Raw genomic sequence first — 16742 nt, forward strand, 5'->3', positions numbered from 1 at the left:
ATCAGTCATCCTCGCGGCAGCGGCTCAGGCGCATGCCGTCAAACTTGCACTCCAGCTCGAGCCAGCGCCCTTCGAATGGCGCCAGACTGTTGTCCGAGGTGGTGTAGCCCCAGATCCGCCCCCCTTCGACCGGCCCTTCCAGATCCATCTCGTCCTTGTCATCTTCGTCGAGGGCTTCGACCTTGCGTACATAGCGCACTCCGTTCTCCACCACCCCCTTCATCTCGACCCAGGTACCGCCGAGGTCATCCTCGTTGAGCCAATCCTTGAAACGAGTCTGGTCGTCGATCACGAACGGCATGCCGTTGACCATCAACTGGCCAAGCTGCCAGGTGGTGCGGCCGGTCAGTTTGAATTCGGTCGCCTGTGCGGTGCCAAGTGGCAACAAGATCAGCAACAGGAGGGCGCAGAGAGACTTCTTCATCAGGGATCCTCGGGGTTACACTGGCAAACAGGATGCCGAATCCGGTGTGAAAAGAGCGTGAAACGCTCGCCAACCAGGAGAGCAAAGCATGAAGATTTTGGTAGTGGAAGACAATCCTCAGGTGGCGGAAACCATCATGGATTATCTGGAGCTGGCCGGTCACCGCCTCGATTGTGCCTATCACGGTCAGGCGGCGCTGCAACTGCTGGAGGATCAGCGTTTCGACGTCATCATCATGGATGTGATGATGCCGCGCCTCGATGGCCTCAGCACGGTGGCGCGCCTGCGCGAGCAGGGGATTGCCACTCCCGTACTGTTTCTCACCGCCCGCGACAGCCTGGAAGACAAGCTGGCAGGCTTCAAGGCGGGAGGGGATGACTATCTGGTCAAGCCGTTCGCCATGGAGGAGCTGGAGGTGCGGCTGCAAGCCCTCAGTCTGCGCGGCCCGCGCGGCGATGTGGGGGTCATCAGCTTTGGCGATCTGACGGTCGATGTCGCCAGCGGCCGCGCCACCCGCGCCGGTGAGCCCCTCAAGCTCGGCAAGATCCCGTTCCAAATCCTCGCGCTGCTGGCTCGCCGCGCCCCCGCCATCGTCAGCCGTCAGGAGGTGCTCGACACCGTCTGGGGCGATGAGGAGCCCGACTCCGATGCCCTGCGCAGCCACATTTACGCCCTGCGCAACGCGCTGGACAAACCCTTCCCCACACCCATGCTGGAGACCCTGCACGGTCAGGGCTACCGACTGGTGAGCGCATGAGCCTGCCGAGCCTGCGTCGCCGCCTGATCATGGCGCTCGGCGGCGCCGGGGTGGTGCTGCTGATCCTGCTCTCCGGCTTGATGCTGGTGGCCGAAGACAAGATGGAGGAGCTGAGCCTGCGCCACTGGCTGGAAGCCGAAGTAACCCGCTATAGCGATGACTGGCTGCGACTCGGCCCGGCCGCCGCTGCCCCGAGCCCCAGACAGTTCTCCAGCTACTGGACCGAGGCGGGCCGCCTGCCGAAATGGCTGAAGCCCTACCAGACCCCCGGCTTTTTCGAGCACCAGCTGGGCAAGGAGGACAAACACTTTCTGGTGGCCCGTCACCCCTCCGGCGAGGGACTGCTCTATCTGGTGTTCAACGACGACGCCGACGACTACCTGGACCCCTACGAAGACAAGCTGCATCTGGCCACCCGACTGATCGGGGTGACCCTGCTGCTGGGCTGCCTCGGCTTCGGCATCTGGCTGGTACGCCATATCACAGGGCCGCTGCAACGGCTGCAACAGAGGGTCGCCCACCTCACCCCGGATCAGGCGGATTTCGAACCCGACGCCCCCTGGCAGGAGCTGCGGGACATCGAGCTGGCGCTGCTAGCCGGCAAGCAGGAGGTGAGCGCCGTATTCGCTCGCGAGCAGGAGTTCAGTCGCTTCGCCAGCCACGAGCTACGCACCCCCAACATGGTGATCCAGGGCTCGGCGGCCCTGCTCGGCAAGGTGACGGATCTGCCCGCACCGGCCGCACGCGCCACCACCCGCATCCGCGCCGCCGCCGACGAGATGGCGCTGCTCACCGAGACCTTCCTGCTACTGGGCCGCAAGGAGGCTGTGGAGCGACCACTGCAACAGGTGACCCCACTGATCCGTCAGGAGCTGGCCCGCCTCGCTCCGCTGTTGCAGCGGGAGGCACTCGATATCCGGCTTAATCTGGACGAGAGCAGCGAAGTAAATGCCCCCCTCTCCCTGCTCGCCATTGCCCTCGGCAACCTGCTGAAAAATGCCCTGAGCTATGCCGAGGGACATATCGACATCGAGCTGTGCGGCCCGATGCTCACCATCAGCAACCCGACGGCGGCGGCGCCGGATCAGATCCTCGGCTACGGCTGTGGCCTCACCATCATCCAGCGCATCTGCGAGAAGCTGGGCTGGCAGATCGATACCCGGCTGGAGGATGGCGTATTCAGCGCCCGGCTGGCGATGATCACTGCCGAACAGTTCCCTCTCCCTTTGGGAGAGGGTTAGGGTGAGAGCGCAGTGGCACCGCCAACCCACCAGCCAGATAGCAACAAGGCGCCCGAGGGCGCCCTGTTTTTATCTGGCAGATGCAAGCCTGAGGCTCACTCCGCCGGTTTGTTCTTGCGGCTCGCCTTGAGTTCGAGGAACTCGATGATCTTGCCGGCCACATCTTTGCCGGAAGCCGCCTCCACCCCCTGCAGACCGGGAGAGGAGTTGACCTCCAGCACCAGCGGGCCGCGGGCACTGCGCAGGATATCCACCCCCGCCACATCCAGCCCCATGATCTTGGCGGCCTGCACCGCGGTTGCGCGCTCTTCCGGGGTGATCTTGATCGCCTCGGCGGTACCGCCACGGTGCAGGTTGGAGCGAAACTCCCCCGGCTGGGCCTGACGGCGCATGGCGGCAACCACCTTGCCGTTGACCACCAGACAGCGGATATCGGCGCCATTGGCCTCGCGGATATACTCCTGCACCAGAATGTTGTTGTTGGTCTGGATGAAGGCTTCGATCACGCTCTCGGCGGCTTTCTGGGTCTCGCAGAGCACCACGCCAATCCCCTGGGTTCCCTCCAGCAGTTTCACCACCAGCGGCGCCCCGCCCACCATGGTGATGAGGTCGGGCACGTCGTGGGTGCTGTGGGCATAGCCGGTGATGGGCAGGCCGATACCGTGGCGGGAGAGCAGCTGCATCGCCCGCAGCTTGTCGCGGGAACGGCTGATGGCCACCGAGCTGTTGAGGGCCATGGTGTTCATCATCTCGAACTGGCGCAGCACGGCGGTGCCGTAGGCGGTGATGCTGGCCCCGATCCGCGGGATCACGGCGTCATAGCTTCCCAGCTCCCCACCCTCGTAGTGAATGGAGGGGTTGTGGGAAGCGATATTCATATAGCAGCGCAGGGTGTCGAGCACCTCTACCTGATGACCGCGCGCCTGTGCCACCTCGACCAGACGGCGGGTGGAGTAGTTTTTCGGCTCACGGGATAAAATGGCGATCTTCATGACAATTCCGCTAGAAGGCTGTGCCTGGGCAGGATGGGGCGGGAGAGTATAAGGTGCCACAGCGCCAAGACAACGCCAATTGTTTATCCTGACAACAAGACAAACCACACCAAACCGCACGCTACCACATCACTGTGACCAACAGGTTAAACGGCGGCTCTGCGCAGGTTGTTCAACCCGTGCAAGGATGCCGCCGTTTCTCGTTAAAGATCAACCGGTGTCACGCGGGAGTCAGTTCAGGTTTGGCCCCAGCCAGCGCTCGGCCTCGGCCAGCGTCATCCCCTTGCGAACGGCGTAATCTTCCACCTGATCTTGCTGGATCTGCGCCACCGCGAAGTATTTGCTCTCGGGATGGGAGAAGTACCAGCCCGACACCGCCGCCCCCGGCCACATGGCGTAGGATTCGGTGAGCTGCATGCCGATAGCCTGCTCCACCTCCAGCAGTTCCCAGATGCTCCCCTTCTCGGTGTGCTCCGGGCAGGCCGGATAACCGGGGGCCGGGCGGATACCCTGATAGTTCTCGCGAATGAGCTCCTCGTTGCTGAGGGCCTCGTCCGGGGCATAACCCCAGTGCACCTTGCGCACCTGTTCGTGCAGGTACTCGGCAAAGGCCTCGGCCAGACGGTCGCACACCGCCTGAATAAGGATGGCGTTGTAGTCATCGTGCTGCGCCTTGTAGGCCTTGGCGATGGCCTCCTCACCGATACCGCCGGTCACCGCGAAGGCGCCGATCCAGTCGGGCTTGCCGCTCTCTTTCGGCGCCACATAGTCCGCCAGACAGTAGTTGGGGAAGCCCTGCTTCTCGCTCTGCTGGCGCAGATGATGCAGCACCTTGCGCACTTCGCTGCGCGACTCGTCGCTGTAGACCTCGATGCTGTCCCCTACCGCGTTGGCCGGGAACAGGCCGACCACCCCGGCGCAGCGCACGCTCTGATCTTTTTCCAGCTGGTCCAGCATGGCGTTGGCGTCGGCAAACAGCTTGGTCGCCTCCTCGCCGATGATCTCGTCCTCGAGGATGCGCGGGAATTTGCCCGCCAGCTCCCAGCTGAGGAAGAACGGTGTCCAGTCGATGTAGGGGCGCAACACCGAAATGGGCACATCTTCGAACTTCTGCACCCCGAGCTCGTTGGGCTTCGGCGGCTGGTAGCCAACCCAGTCCAGCTGATGCCGGTTAGCGCGGGCATGGGCCAGACTGACCGGGCGGGAGCGCGGCTGCTTGCGGGCATGCTGATCCCGGGCGATCTCGTACTCCTTGTCGATGCGGGCGACAAACGCCTCCTTGAGATCCGGACTAAGCAGGCTCTGGGCCACCCCGACCGCACGGGAGGCGTTGGAGACATAGACCACGGGCTCCGAGTAGTTCTGTTCGATCTTCACCGCAGTGTGCGCCTTGGAGGTGGTAGCACCGCCGATCAGCAGCGGCAGCTTGAAGCCCTGACGCTCCATCTCTTTGGCCACGTGCACCATCTCGTCCAGCGACGGGGTGATGAGACCCGACAGCCCGATGATATCGGCGCCGACCTCCCGCGCAGTCTTGAGAATCATCTCGCAGGAGACCATGACCCCGAGGTCGACAATCTCGAAGTTGTTGCACTGCAGCACCACCCCGACGATGTTCTTGCCGATGTCGTGCACATCACCCTTGACGGTGGCCAGCACGATTTTGCCATTGCTGGAGCCGCCCGATTTTTCCGCCTCGATATAGGGCTGCAGATAGGCCACAGCCCGCTTCATCACCCGCGCCGATTTCACCACCTGCGGCAGGAACATCTTGCCCGCCCCGAACAGGTCGCCGACCACGTTCATGCCATCCATCAGCGGCCCTTCGATGACATGCAGCGGCTTCTCGGCGCCAGCGCGCGCCTCTTCGGTATCCTCTTCGATAAAGTCGGTGATCCCCTTGACCAGTGCGTGCTCCAGCCGCTTGCCCACCGGCCAGCTGCGCCACTCCTGATCCCGCGGATCCTCAGCCTGTGCACCGGCACCGCGATACTTCTCGGCGATGGCCAGCAGCTCCTCGGTGGCGTTGTCATTGAGGTTGAGCACCACCGCCTCGACCTTCTCTTTCAGCTCCGCCGGAATGTCTTCATAGATGGCGAGCTGACCGGCGTTGACGATCCCCATATCCATACCGTTCTTGATGGCGTGGTAGAGGAAGACGGCGTGAATGGCTTCCCGCACCGGCTCGTTGCCACGAAACGAAAACGAGACGTTGGAGACGCCGCCGGAGATCATGGCGTGGGGCAGGTGCGTTTTGATGTCCTTCACCGCCTCGATGAAGTCCACCGCGTAGTTGTTGTGCTCATCGATGCCGGTCGCCACCGCGAAGATGTTGGGGTCGAAGATGATGTCTTCCGGCGGGAAACCGACCTGATCCACCAGGATCCGGTAGGCACGCTGGCAGATCTCGAACTTGCGGGCGCGGGTATCGGCCTGACCCGCTTCATCGAACGCCATCACGATGACGGCTGCGCCGTAGCGGCGCAGCAGTTTAGCCTGCTGAATGAACTTCTCCTCCCCCTCTTTCATGGAGATGGAGTTGACCACCGGCTTGCCCTGCACGCACTTGAGGCCCGCTTCCAGCACCTCCCACTTGGAGGAGTCGATCATCACAGGCACCCGGGCGATATCCGGCTCACCGGCGATGAGGTTGAGGAAGCGCACCATGGCCGCTTCGGCGTCCAGCATCCCCTCGTCCATGTTGATGTCGATGATCTGGGCGCCGTTCTCTACCTGCTGCTTGGCAACATCGAGCGCCTCGTCGTAGAGCCCCTCCTTGATCAGCCGCTTGAACTTGGCTGAACCGGTAACGTTGGTGCGCTCCCCCACGTTCACGAACATGGACTCGGGGGTGATGATCAGCGGCTCGAGACCCGACAGGCGGCAGGCTACCGGCAGCTCGGGCAGCACGCGCGGCTTGATGCCCGCCACGGCGTCGGCCATGGCGCGGATATGGGTCGGGGTGGTGCCGCAGCAGCCACCGACCAAGTTGAGGAAGCCGCTTTGGGCCCACTCGCGGATATGCTCCGCCATCTCGACGGCATCGAGATCGTACTCGCCAAACGCATTGGGCAGACCGGCGTTGGGGTGGGCGCTGACGCAGGATTCGCTGATGCGAGACAGCTCCTCCACATATTGGCGCAGCTCATCGGGCCCCAACGCACAGTTGAGGCCGAACGACACCGGCTTTACGTGACGCAGCGAGTGGTAGAAGGCTTCGGTGGTCTGACCGGAGAGGGTTCGGCCGGAGGCATCGGTAATGGTGCCGGAGATCATCACCGGCAGGCTGTAACCCAGCTCCTCGAACACCCCTTCCACCGCGAAGGCGGCCGCCTTGGCGTTGAGGGTATCGAAGATGGTCTCGATCAGAATGATGTCGGCGCCACCCTCGATCAGGGCATGGGTCGATTCGGTGTAGGCGGCCACCAGCTGGTCATAGGTGACGTTGCGCTTGCCGGGATCGTTCACATCCGGCGAGATGGAGGCGGTGCGGTTGGTGGGGCCCAACACCCCTGCTACAAAACGCGGCTTGGCGGGGTCTTTTGCCGTCCACTCGTCTGCCACGGCGCGAGCCAGACGGGCGGCTTCACGGTTGATCTCGGCGGAAAACTCTTCCATCTCGTAATCGGCCATGGCGATGCGAGTGGCGTTGAAGGTGTTGGTCTCGAGAATGTCGGCCCCGGCAGCACAATACTGCTCGTGGATCTCGCGGATCACCGCCGGACGGGTCAGCACCAGCAGATCGTTGTTGCCCTTGATGTCGGTATGCCAGTCGGCAAACCGCTCACCCCGATAATCGGCCTCCCCCAGCTTGTAGCCCTGGATCATGGTGCCCATGGCCCCGTCGATGATCAGGATCCGCTCCCTGAGGCAGGCTTCCAGCTTCTTTGTTACGTCCGACTGCTTGCTCGGCTCTCTGCTCGACATTACGTTCGACACCGCGTGTTCCTCTTACATCCATGCAACTGCGTAAACAGCATCCTAACAGCAAACAAATAAAATGGAAATCTAGCCGTCTATCAGTCCAAACACACCACCATATACTCATTTATGGGTAATGAGTAACATAGGGCCCGAGAGTAACCTATGCCCGTCCTGCATAGGGATACGTGCTTGCTGTCTACCAACGAGAAAAAAATAACTATGAGCGTCTACTACACACTCTGTTTTCTGGCAGCGTTGGCGATTTTTATCGCCTTTGCCAACCAGTATGTTGTGAAGATCCAGACCACCATCGCCATTACTGCGGGCTCCATGCTGATCTCCGCACTGCTGGTGCTGTTTGGCAAACTGGGCTGGTTCAATCTGGAACCTCTGGCCGTCAAGACCATGGAGAGCATCGACTTCCAGAACTTCCTGCTGAAAGGGATTCTGGGCTTCCTGCTGTTCGCCGGTGGTCTTGGCATCAACCTCAAGGCGTTGCGTAGCCAGAAGTGGGAGATCACTATTCTCTCTATCGTGGCCACCCTGCTTTCGACCTTCCTTATCGGCTACGGCTTCTGGTTTATCGCCAAGCTGCTGGGCTGGGAGTTGCCGCTGGTCTACTGCATGCTGTTCGGTGCGCTGATCTCCCCCACTGACCCGATTGCCGTACTGGCCATCGTCAAGAAGATGAAAGCGCCACCCCAGATTGCCATCCAGATCGAAGGGGAATCCCTTTTCAACGACGGTGTTGGCCTCGTCATCTTCGCTACCGTGTTTGCCGTCGCCTTTGGCGGTGTCGAGCCCACCTTCGGTAGCGTGGCCGGTCTGTTCCTGCACGAAGCCCTCGGTGGCATCCTGTTCGGCGCCGTGCTGGGCCTCATCGCCCACGTGATGATCAGCGCCACCGATGACGGTTCATTGGAGCTGCTGCTGACCCTCTGCATCCCGACTGCCGGCTTCGCCTTTGCCAACATGATCGGCGTCTCCGGCGCACTGGCCATGGTGGTCACCGGCATCATGATCGGCAACTGGACCCGTCACTCCGGCTTCTCCGAGCAGAGCAGCCATCACCTGGATCACTTCTGGGAGTTGATGGACCAGTTCCTCAACGCCCTGCTGTTCCTGCTGATCGGTCTGGCGCTGGTACTGCTGGATCTCGCCTGGCGTGACTGGATCCTGCTGGTCATCGCGGTGCCGCTCTGCCTGGGTGCCCGCTTTATCAGCGTGTCGCTGCCCTATGTGGCTTTCCGCCGATTCCGCAATTACAACACCTTCTCGGTGCGGATCCTCACCTGGGGTGGCCTGCGCGGTGGTCTGGCGATGGCGATGGCACTGGCACTCCCCTCCGGCGTCATGATGATCCCGGAACATGGCGTTGACCTGCGTCAGGTCATCCTGGTGATGACCTACTCGGTGGTGATGTTCTCCATCGTGGTGCAAGGCATGACCATCACCCCGATGATCACGGCTGCCAAGAAGGCCTGTGGCGACTACTGAGTCGGCCCACTGTGCTGATTGCAGAATGAGAGAGGGCTCCCGTCGGGAGCCCTCTTGTTATGGCGGATAGTTGCGAATATTTGCTGCTGATAGCGCCTTGATTACACAGAGGAAAAGCGTACTGACTTCAACATCGGCAAATTATTGTTTGCTTTTTATTCATTTCGAGGAGAGAATGCGCGTCGGCTAGTTAATCAGCCCTGTTTATGTTTACCCTGCAATGCTTCACCTCACGATGAATCCTGCCAGTACCCGCATAACCTTCTTCTGATTTACTCGCCTTGAGAACCGTCAGGCTGTCTGCCTGCGTTGCCCGGCTCTCACGGTGCAGACCCGATCTGCCCACCCAATTTGATTTATGCATCAGCATATTCCTTGAAAGTGCAGACGCCCCTTAACCGGGCTGGGTATTCCTGCGCGCTTGTCGTTCACCCAATCGACCGCGCCCATTGACCTGACATTTGCCAATACAAGGAGCAAACACTTAATTTATATAGAGAAATACCATGATGAAAGCAGTACAAACACACAAGCCCCTGCGTCGCAGCAAGCCCATCAACCTGCCTGTGCAAGAGCACGACAATGATGCGTTTCTGATCCAGTTCAGCACCCGCTTCAGCGGCGGTTTCGCCATCTCCTGTGATGGTATCGCTGGCGAGTTCTCCATCGAAGACCTCAACTGACGTTTCACCTCGTCCAAAGAAAACCCGCCTTGCCTCCTAAAGCCCCATGATATATAAGGCCCAGTGAGAATCATCGTCCTATCTTGTGATGGGTTGTGATATCAGTTAGGGATACATATGTGGGGTTTTTTATGGGGTTTAGTGGGGTTTTGAAATGGCACTAGGGATCACCTCGCTCAGAAAAATGCTTGGCACCAAGCATGATGGCTCCAAGCCAATCCGGAAGGTTGACCGCGGAGATGGGTTAAATGCGTTCTGGCATCCGAGCGGAAAGGTAAGCTTTGTCTTTCGCTATCGCTTCGATGGCAAAAATCTGGAAGTCACCCTGGGGAAGTTCACCAACAACAACGCAGGGATCGACCTTGAAGAAGCTCGTCGAAAGACAGAACAGTGCAAAGGATGGTTAGCCGCAGGCCACAATCCAGCACTGATGCTCAAACTGGCCAAAGAAGAACGGCTAAAACCAGTGACGGTAAAAGATGCGATTTGTTACTGGCTTGATAACTACGCTGCCCAGAACAGGAAGAACGCCCCAAAAATCAGGCAACTGTTCCAAAAGTGGCTCTTTCCCAAGATAGGCGATCTCCCCCTAGTCGATTGTGAAGCCAGACACTGGCTGGTGGTCTTTGATGCATGCAACAAGCAGGCGCCTGTTTCTGCTGGCATGCTCTTCCAGATCTCAAAACAAGCACTGAAGTATTGCCGTGTTCGGCGCTACGCATTCTCTGACGCACTCAATGACCTGACCATTGCGGATGTAGGTAAACGAGGTGGGAAAAAGGATCGTGTTCTAAGCCTCACGGAAATCCACACTCTCATGGAGTGGATAAAAAGCCCCTCCTCCAACTCCTACTATCGTGCACTATCGCTCTTGCTACTGACTTTTGGCGCGAGAACGGGAGAAGTACGGGAATCTCATATCACGGAGTGGGACTTGTCCGCTGGGATATGGACTGTTCCAATCGAACACTCAAAAACAAATCACAAGATTGTTCGCGCCATACCAGAACAGATCAAACCAGTGATAGCCGAACTAATCGCTCAAGCGAAACAGAACAAAACCCACTATCTCCTCGGCTCGCTGAAGAAACTGAATACTGTGTCCACCTATGGCCATAAATTATCCGTGCGGCTTGGTCACACCCCCTTTTGGACCTTTCACGACCTGCGACGCTCTCTAGCCACCCATCTCACTGCAGCAGGCATTGCGCCCCATGTTATCGAGATCATCTCGGGCCATAGCCTTATAAGGTGTAATGAGCCACTACATCCATGATCATCGCCTGTCAGAACAGAAAGTTGCGCTGGAACTATGGCAGTCAATGATCTGGGATTGTCCCACCTGCGATAATGTCACCCCCCTTCGCCATGCAGGTAGACAATAATCAACTGTATGTAAATCCAACAACTTTTTATCGCACTATTTATATTCAAGGGCTCATCCATGGCGACAAGAAAAGAACGAACCCGCCCCCCCCCAACTTGGTTCAAACTAGATTCATACGCGGTTTTACTGGAAGTAACGAACAACCAACTATGTGAAGAAGCCTTTTACAGAGCCTATAAGTTGACGCATTTTTGCGATCTATCAAACCTGATTACACGACTAGCTTCTGGTCAGATTTGTTTGTTTCATGAACCACGAAACCGTGTTTTAGAGGCACAATCCGATGCTCAATTGCCACCGTCTCAATCCATTCGGCCCATCTCGATTATGGAGTTGGACAACATACATCAACTGATAGAAAAGCAGTTTCCTGCAACGATTCAGGACGAAAAAGATAGGTTTGCTAACGGGGAGCCAGCTTTGGTTAACCTGCATGCCAGTGTCGCGGCGGCAATGCCACATCATGTAACACAAGTGCTGAATAATATTGATCTCAGCGCTGCAGATGAGGATATTCTTGCCGACCTGAAGGCATTACTCCCTATATGGCGGGAACAACTTGGTTATCCACAGCCAAATCAATCTAAGCGCAACAGCATCATCAAGAACATCATTGAACAAAACATCATTCCAATGCTGGATTTGATGCTCTGGGCTCGCCATAAAGGCTTCCAATACACGGATGAGCAATTAGCTGACATCCTGTACCCCAGCCACCTGGGCAATCCAGACAATCCGATAACAGCCAAGCACATCAGTGATACTCGGCGGCCAAATGCACTTAAATTTGCCGAACACGACTATCAAGATGCCATCAGAAGATGGTGTGATCTGGGACATGGAACTAAGATTGTCAAACATGAATTGAGTTAAATCAGTAAGTTACAAATTCGCCGCTCACTTTTAAACCAACTTTCCGAAATTTTATCTGTCTGTTTTTCGGAGGTGTAAAAAATCCGTCTCGCTAACATTGCCTCTATCAAATCAAACGAGACGAGGTGAGCAATGATTTCTCAAAAAATCCTATCCATTACAGCAGTTTGTGAACTTGTCGGACGCAATCGTCGAACCCTGTGGGCATGGGTTCGCGATGGCGTGTTTCCTGAACCGATTAAGGTTCACGGTAAAACCGTAGGGTGGCCTGAATCGGTTTACCAGAAATGGGTAGCAGAGCTGATGGAGGGGCAATAATGGCTAGAGCTCCATTTAGCTATCGCAGTCTAGCCGCTGCAGATAGCGGCACGCTGCAACCAATACTCAAGCATAAAGACCTGCAACGAGTACTGGGATGCTCAAGAACGACGATCTATCGCTGGATCGAATTATCCAAACTTCCCGCACCGCTTAAGCATAACAACGGGCGGGTCATGGGATGGACCAGGCAGCAGATTGAAGCTTGGTTAACGGCACACTGAAGCCACAATAGGAGGCAATCGCCTCCTTTATTTGGCACCTAATGTAACAAACTGGAACATTAAAGCCGTTTTTTCTGAATCAGAAAACTCCACAGAAAAGCCGTCCGACCATCAATGACGGGGGGTAGCTGTCTTCGGTATTCACCCGAACCGCTAGGATATTAATAATATATGCCCAATATTAATAATAACTCGTCTTTAACATTGCCCCTCAACTATGAGTATCAAGGCCATGCTTGGGCCGTAATCAATCACATCCATATCAGGCGAGAGATCATGGATGGCATTTTTCAATTACTAGAAAAGTTCTTCAGCAAAACCAGCAAGCTTACCGCCATTCGTATGGAGCTAAAAATGAAGCAGGGGACAATAGACAACCTGCCAATCAGCCATTTCTTCAAACAGCTTAAACCCAAACTGATCCGACATTATGGTCCCTGCTACCACGGCTATATCTGGGTCAGAGAGAAAGCAAGGTCAAAAGTCCAGCACTACCACCTGGCACTGCTACTTGATGGGCAAAAGGTTAAACACTCAGACAATGTTTACCGTTTAGCCAAAGCGGAATGGACATATGGTTATCTTTCACTACCTGAAAACCCGTTTTATCACGTTCACCATGACCGTCTAGACGAGCATCGGCTGCTGATCTACCGCTTGAGCTATTTGGCCAAGGCAGAAACAAAAGGAGATCGGCCACCAGCCGTCAAGGACTACCAGATCAGCCGCAGCATCAGGATGCATTAAATGCCGCAAGTGTAAAAGATACGACGCCCCCAACTACGCGGGGTATTGAAATTGAGTAATGAGCGAGGATCTTGGATGACAAAGCATGATTGGGAAGAACACAAAAAGCGGTATCTAGAGGAGTACCCAGAACTCACGTTGGCCGCCTATGCAGCCCTATTTGGCTTAAACCCCTCTACAGCTCGCCGGGCCATGCGTGGAGTAAAAAGCGCAGTTAAAGGTAACGTGGCGCAGCAATCCAAGAGTCAGCGACAAAGTGATCATTCTACAGGGAATGATCACTTACCAAGCGCTCTCACCGCCACAGAGCCCTATGCATCAGTCGGTACAGAAAAAGAATCAAAAACAACAAAATCAAGAAGATACAGAAAAAAAAGCACTCCGAAATGAAGAGGCTTATACACACAACAGCGATCACTCACACACAACAATACCCTTGGTCGAAAATACAGAAAATGATCACCATGAATGGATAACCGATTTCGGAAACAAGATGGCCCAGTATATGGAGCCTTTGACAGCACAAAACCATACTGGTGGGTATGTATCATCCATAAATCTGGATGATGACCTTCTGAAAGCAGCGATCGAATTAGCTGGGGATGATGGAGAGCTGGTACTGGCTTGCGGTCGCTATCTTCAGCTTTATCGATGCAAGGACAATACCGTTCAGCAAGTTAAGGACGACTACGCCAATGGGGAGGTGTGGTACTACCCCGGCACCGAAACGCCGATGCCACTCTCAATGGCCATCATGCAGGCTGAAATGGCCCCGGCACAGCGACTGTCGGAACTGGAGCGGATTATTGGAAATCGTAAGAGCGCTATATGGAGACGCAGGCAAGCCGAACATGAGCGGCATCCTTACAATAAAAATGAACGGATGTACTTAACCATCAAGATACTGGTGTAGTGGTCTAATCATCCCGGACATCATTTTAGGTGGTACAGTCGCCACCATGACCTGAGGTGTTCAATGACAAGATTACGTCGCTCATTTACTGCCGAATTCAAACTCGAAGCCGCATCCCTGGTGCTCGACCAGGGATATTCAGTCCCCGAAGCCAGCCGTTCACTGGATGTCGGTGAAACCGTACTGCGCCGCTGGGTTCAGCAGCTCCAATCCGAACGCTGCGGCACAACCCCGATTAGTAAAGCTCTGACCCCGGAACAGCAGAAAATCCAGGAGCTAGAAGCCCGTATCAATCGACTCGAACGTGAAAAGGACATTCTAAAAAAGGCTACTGCTCTCTTGATGACGGACGAGTTCACACGTACGCGCTGATAGACCGATTAAGGGAGCAAGCCCCCATCACTCTGGTCTGCTGCGCCTTCGATGTTCCCACCTCCTGTTTTTACGATTATCTGGCTCGCAGGCGGACGATTAACCGTGAGCGCATGCAACAGCGCTGTGAGTTGCGCCGTTTGTTCAAAGAAAGCCAGAACTCAGCGGGCAGCCGCGCCTTGATGTCGATGATGCGGGAGTTGGGGTATCAGATTGGTCGATTCAAAGTACGTAACCTGATGAAGGAAGCCGGGCTGGTATCCAAGCAACCGGGCGCTCATCGCTATCAGGTCGCTCGGTCTGAACGACCGGACATTCCCAATCTGCTGGCCCGCGAATTTGATGTCCAGCAGCCCAATCAGGTGTGGTGTGGCGATATCACCTACGTCTGGGCCGGTGGTCGTTGGCATTACCTAGCCGCAGTGCTCGACCTGCATACCCGGCGGGTCGTAGGCTGGGCGATGTCTGATAAGCCTGATGCAGAGCTGGCCATCAAAGCACTGGAGATGGCCTATCAGCAGCGGGGTTGCCCATCCGGTGTGCTATTTCACTCCGACCAGGGCAGCCAATATGGCAGTCGGGCATTTCGGCAACGACTGTGGCGCTATCGCATGACCCAGAGTATGAGTCGGCGTGGCAACTGCTGGGATAACGCCCCGATGGAACGGTTGTTCAGAAGCCTGAAGTCAGAGTGGCTCCCGGCTATGGGATATATGAGCTTGCGAGAGGCAAAACGAGATATCAGTTATTACCTGATGAATTACTACAACTGGCGGCGTCCACATCAACACAATGACGGGATACCGCCAGCAAAAGCCGAAGAACGGCCTAACCAAGTGTCCGGATTTAGTTGACCACTACATGGAGAACCGGAAAAAGAACGCTTGGAGCGCTTTAGAAACAGCTCAAGAACTGGAGTTAAAAGGGTTGAAGTTACCCCGATTCCTAGAACTGGAGGTTGCGAGGGAAGTTGGCTTTATCGAACCGGTCACCGATACCGATGGTGGAATATCTGAGGCCGAGCTGGAAGCGCAAGCCCAAGCTTACATGCTCAAGCAGAAAGAGATCATTGAGGACTGGCTACCCACTCGACGAGCAGAGGTTGCAGCGGCATTGGCTGCCGAAATTGCCCAACAGAGCAGTGAGCAGATCGATGAAGATGACTTCAATCCACAGCATGACGATGAGATGTCAGCCTGCAGCTCTGATAACGAAAGAAGGGGAGAGCCTTTAGCTGAAGTTACTGAGGCCTGGACCTGATGAGGTATATCAAGAGCGACTCGGTATTTTAAACCTCTCTATTGGTAACTCAAAAAGAAAGCGCTGGTGGCTAAGTCCACCAGCAATCCTCTATTAAATGACCTCCCGCACACTCCAGATGCCATCCACTGGCCCCAAGCAGGTCGCTGTGACAAGATAACCCCCTGTTTTTTCTTGCTCCGATCGCCCGATGAAAGAAACCCTGCCCAGCTATGAAGCCATGATGCCTGCCGTGCTCAAGGTATTGTCCGATGGTGTCGCCCGCCCTCTACGTGAGGTATTCGAGCGGGTTTGCCAGCACTATGCCTTTACCCCGGAGCAGTTGGCCGACACCTTGCCCAGTGGCCGCCAAACCACGCTGCGCAGCCGGGTCGGCTGGGCCAAGACCTATCTGGTCAAGGCAGGGCTCATCGAACAACCCAAGCGGGGCATTTGCCTTATCACCGAACGGGGTAAGGTGGCACTGGTATCGGGACAGTCAATCGACAACCGCTATCTGGCCCAATTCAACGAGTTCGTGGCGTTTGCCAACGCTGCCAGTGAGGGTGCCGGGAATGAGCAACCAGCCGTGGCCACCCCAGCAGACACGTCCGTCCCCGAGCAGACCAGCACACCACAAGAGCAAATTGAACAAGCGCTGGCTGCCATCAACCGCTCCCTTGCCGACGATCTGTTGGCCGAGATCCTGGGCCTTTCCCCTCGCTTTTTTGAACAGCTGGTGGTCGATCTGATGGTGGCCATGGGCTATGGCGGCAGCCAGCAGGATGCGGCCCGCACCACTCGCTACAGCAGCGATGGCGGGATCGATGGCATCATCAAGGAAGATAGGTTGGGGCTCGACTCCATCTACCTGCAGGCCAAGCGCTACACCGATAAAACCGTTGGGCGTCCCGAGATCCAGTCCTTCGCGGGTGCGCTGGATCTGCACAAGGCCCGCAAGGGGGTCTTTATTACCACCTCCAGCTTTAGCCGTGAGGCGCAGGACTATGTCGGGCTGATTGAGAAACGCATTGTGCTGATCGACGGTGACCGTCTTGCCGCCCTGATGATCGAATACGGCGTTGGCGTCACCACACGCCAGACCCTCACCATCAAGACCCTGGATTCGGATTACTTTCTGGAAGATTGAC

Annotated in this window: 17 protein-coding genes; 14 read left to right on the forward strand and 3 right to left on the reverse strand. The window is 56.5% G+C overall.

The window, feature by feature from the left end; translation table 11 throughout:
• Position 1 precedes the first annotated feature (1 nt).
• Positions 2–424 carry a hypothetical protein gene (locus ACTG20_RS20795; RefSeq protein WP_005340092.1) on the reverse strand — a complete coding sequence of 141 codons (423 nt, stop codon included), beginning with the start codon at positions 422–424 and terminating at the stop codon, positions 2–4.
• Between the two features lie 88 nt (positions 425–512).
• Between ACTG20_RS20795 and ACTG20_RS20800 the strand changes: the two genes are divergently transcribed.
• The gene (locus ACTG20_RS20800; protein WP_194494502.1) at positions 513–1181 is read left to right on the forward strand and encodes a response regulator transcription factor; all 669 of its coding nucleotides are present in this window, start codon (positions 513–515) and stop codon (positions 1179–1181) included.
• Positions 1178–2422 (forward strand): sensor histidine kinase, encoded by a 1245-nt coding sequence (locus ACTG20_RS20805; RefSeq protein ID WP_019446510.1) that lies wholly within the window; start codon positions 1178–1180, stop codon positions 2420–2422. Before ACTG20_RS20800 ends, ACTG20_RS20805 begins: the two co-directional genes overlap by 4 nt.
• A 95-nt stretch (positions 2423–2517) precedes the next feature.
• Here ACTG20_RS20805 and rimK read toward each other — a convergent pair whose 3' ends face one another.
• Both rimK and metH read right to left on the reverse strand, forming a co-directional pair.
• The gene (gene rimK, locus ACTG20_RS20810) at positions 2518–3414 is read right to left on the reverse strand and encodes a 30S ribosomal protein S6--L-glutamate ligase (protein ID WP_005340088.1); all 897 of its coding nucleotides are present in this window, start codon (positions 3412–3414) and stop codon (positions 2518–2520) included.
• 231 nt (positions 3415–3645) lie between these two features.
• Positions 3646–7341, reverse strand: coding sequence for a methionine synthase (metH, locus tag ACTG20_RS20815; protein ID WP_439987866.1), 3696 nt, complete (start codon positions 7339–7341; stop codon positions 3646–3648).
• Between the two features lie 216 nt (positions 7342–7557).
• Here metH and ACTG20_RS20820 point away from each other — a divergent pair, with 216 nt between their 5' ends.
• From ACTG20_RS20820 to ACTG20_RS20875, 12 genes are all read left to right on the forward strand, one after another.
• Positions 7558–8835, forward strand: a complete 1278-nt coding sequence (locus ACTG20_RS20820; protein WP_194494504.1) for a cation:proton antiporter — start codon at positions 7558–7560, stop codon at positions 8833–8835.
• 506 nt (positions 8836–9341) lie between these two features.
• A complete protein-coding gene (locus tag ACTG20_RS20825; RefSeq protein WP_005340085.1) occupies positions 9342–9518 on the forward strand; it encodes a hypothetical protein in 177 nt (58 codons plus the stop codon).
• Positions 9519–9672: 154 nt separating this feature from the next.
• Entirely contained in the window at positions 9673–10794 is a 1122-nt protein-coding gene (locus tag ACTG20_RS20830; protein ID WP_234915260.1) for a tyrosine-type recombinase/integrase, read from the forward strand.
• A gap of 168 nt (positions 10795–10962) precedes the next feature.
• The gene (locus ACTG20_RS20835; RefSeq protein ID WP_155728536.1) at positions 10963–11778 is read left to right on the forward strand and encodes a DUF6387 family protein; all 816 of its coding nucleotides are present in this window, start codon (positions 10963–10965) and stop codon (positions 11776–11778) included.
• A gap of 132 nt (positions 11779–11910) precedes the next feature.
• Entirely contained in the window at positions 11911–12096 is a 186-nt protein-coding gene (locus ACTG20_RS20840) for a helix-turn-helix transcriptional regulator (RefSeq protein ID WP_081050801.1), read from the forward strand.
• A complete protein-coding gene (locus tag ACTG20_RS20845) occupies positions 12096–12320 on the forward strand; it encodes a helix-turn-helix transcriptional regulator (RefSeq protein WP_158508560.1) in 225 nt (74 codons plus the stop codon). Before ACTG20_RS20840 ends, ACTG20_RS20845 begins: the two co-directional genes overlap by 1 nt.
• A 276-nt stretch (positions 12321–12596) precedes the next feature.
• A complete protein-coding gene (locus ACTG20_RS20850) occupies positions 12597–13067 on the forward strand; it encodes a YagK/YfjJ domain-containing protein (protein ID WP_234915261.1) in 471 nt (156 codons plus the stop codon).
• A 75-nt stretch (positions 13068–13142) separates the two neighbouring features.
• Positions 13143–13457 (forward strand): hypothetical protein, encoded by a 315-nt coding sequence (locus ACTG20_RS20855; RefSeq protein ID WP_194494506.1) that lies wholly within the window; start codon positions 13143–13145, stop codon positions 13455–13457.
• Positions 13381–13980, forward strand: coding sequence for a hypothetical protein (locus ACTG20_RS20860; protein WP_194494507.1), 600 nt, complete (start codon positions 13381–13383; stop codon positions 13978–13980). Before ACTG20_RS20855 ends, ACTG20_RS20860 begins: the two co-directional genes overlap by 77 nt.
• A 63-nt stretch (positions 13981–14043) precedes the next feature.
• A protein-coding gene (locus ACTG20_RS20865) for an IS3 family transposase (RefSeq protein ID WP_194494941.1) occupies positions 14044–15206 on the forward strand; the annotation gives its coding sequence in 2 pieces (ribosomal slippage) (positions 14044–14299 and positions 14299–15206; 1164 coding nt in all).
• Positions 15207–15213: 7 nt separating this feature from the next.
• Complete coding sequence (locus tag ACTG20_RS20870) at positions 15214–15612, forward strand: hypothetical protein (protein ID WP_439987381.1); 399 nt, start codon at positions 15214–15216, stop codon at positions 15610–15612.
• 190 nt (positions 15613–15802) lie between these two features.
• The gene (locus ACTG20_RS20875; RefSeq protein WP_194494889.1) at positions 15803–16741 is read left to right on the forward strand and encodes a restriction endonuclease; all 939 of its coding nucleotides are present in this window, start codon (positions 15803–15805) and stop codon (positions 16739–16741) included.
• The last annotated feature ends 1 nt before the right edge of the window (position 16742 follow it).

This window comes from Aeromonas sp. 84A (assembly GCF_051919345.1).
GTDB classification, from domain to species: Bacteria; Pseudomonadota; Gammaproteobacteria; order Enterobacterales; family Aeromonadaceae; genus Aeromonas; species Aeromonas veronii.

Coding starts and splice junctions, on each gene's coding strand:
- ACTG20_RS20795 (WP_005340092.1), bottom strand. CDS start 424: ATGAAGAAGTCTCTCTGCGCCCTCCTGTTGCTGATCTTGTTGCCACTT.
- ACTG20_RS20800 (WP_194494502.1), top strand. CDS start 513: ATGAAGATTTTGGTAGTGGAAGACAATCCTCAGGTGGCGGAAACCATC.
- ACTG20_RS20805 (WP_019446510.1), top strand. CDS start 1,178: ATGAGCCTGCCGAGCCTGCGTCGCCGCCTGATCATGGCGCTCGGCGGC.
- rimK (WP_005340088.1), bottom strand. CDS start 3,414: ATGAAGATCGCCATTTTATCCCGTGAGCCGAAAAACTACTCCACCCGC.
- metH (WP_439987866.1), bottom strand. CDS start 7,341: ATGTCGAGCAGAGAGCCGAGCAAGCAGTCGGACGTAACAAAGAAGCTG.
- ACTG20_RS20820 (WP_194494504.1), top strand. CDS start 7,558: ATGAGCGTCTACTACACACTCTGTTTTCTGGCAGCGTTGGCGATTTTT.
- ACTG20_RS20825 (WP_005340085.1), top strand. CDS start 9,342: ATGATGAAAGCAGTACAAACACACAAGCCCCTGCGTCGCAGCAAGCCC.
- ACTG20_RS20830 (WP_234915260.1), top strand. CDS start 9,673: ATGGCACTAGGGATCACCTCGCTCAGAAAAATGCTTGGCACCAAGCAT.
- ACTG20_RS20835 (WP_155728536.1), top strand. CDS start 10,963: ATGGCGACAAGAAAAGAACGAACCCGCCCCCCCCCAACTTGGTTCAAA.
- ACTG20_RS20840 (WP_081050801.1), top strand. CDS start 11,911: ATGATTTCTCAAAAAATCCTATCCATTACAGCAGTTTGTGAACTTGTC.
- ACTG20_RS20845 (WP_158508560.1), top strand. CDS start 12,096: ATGGCTAGAGCTCCATTTAGCTATCGCAGTCTAGCCGCTGCAGATAGC.
- ACTG20_RS20850 (WP_234915261.1), top strand. CDS start 12,597: ATGGATGGCATTTTTCAATTACTAGAAAAGTTCTTCAGCAAAACCAGC.
- ACTG20_RS20855 (WP_194494506.1), top strand. CDS start 13,143: ATGACAAAGCATGATTGGGAAGAACACAAAAAGCGGTATCTAGAGGAG.
- ACTG20_RS20860 (WP_194494507.1), top strand. CDS start 13,381: ATGCATCAGTCGGTACAGAAAAAGAATCAAAAACAACAAAATCAAGAA.
- ACTG20_RS20870 (WP_439987381.1), top strand. CDS start 15,214: ATGGAGAACCGGAAAAAGAACGCTTGGAGCGCTTTAGAAACAGCTCAA.
- ACTG20_RS20875 (WP_194494889.1), top strand. CDS start 15,803: ATGAAAGAAACCCTGCCCAGCTATGAAGCCATGATGCCTGCCGTGCTC.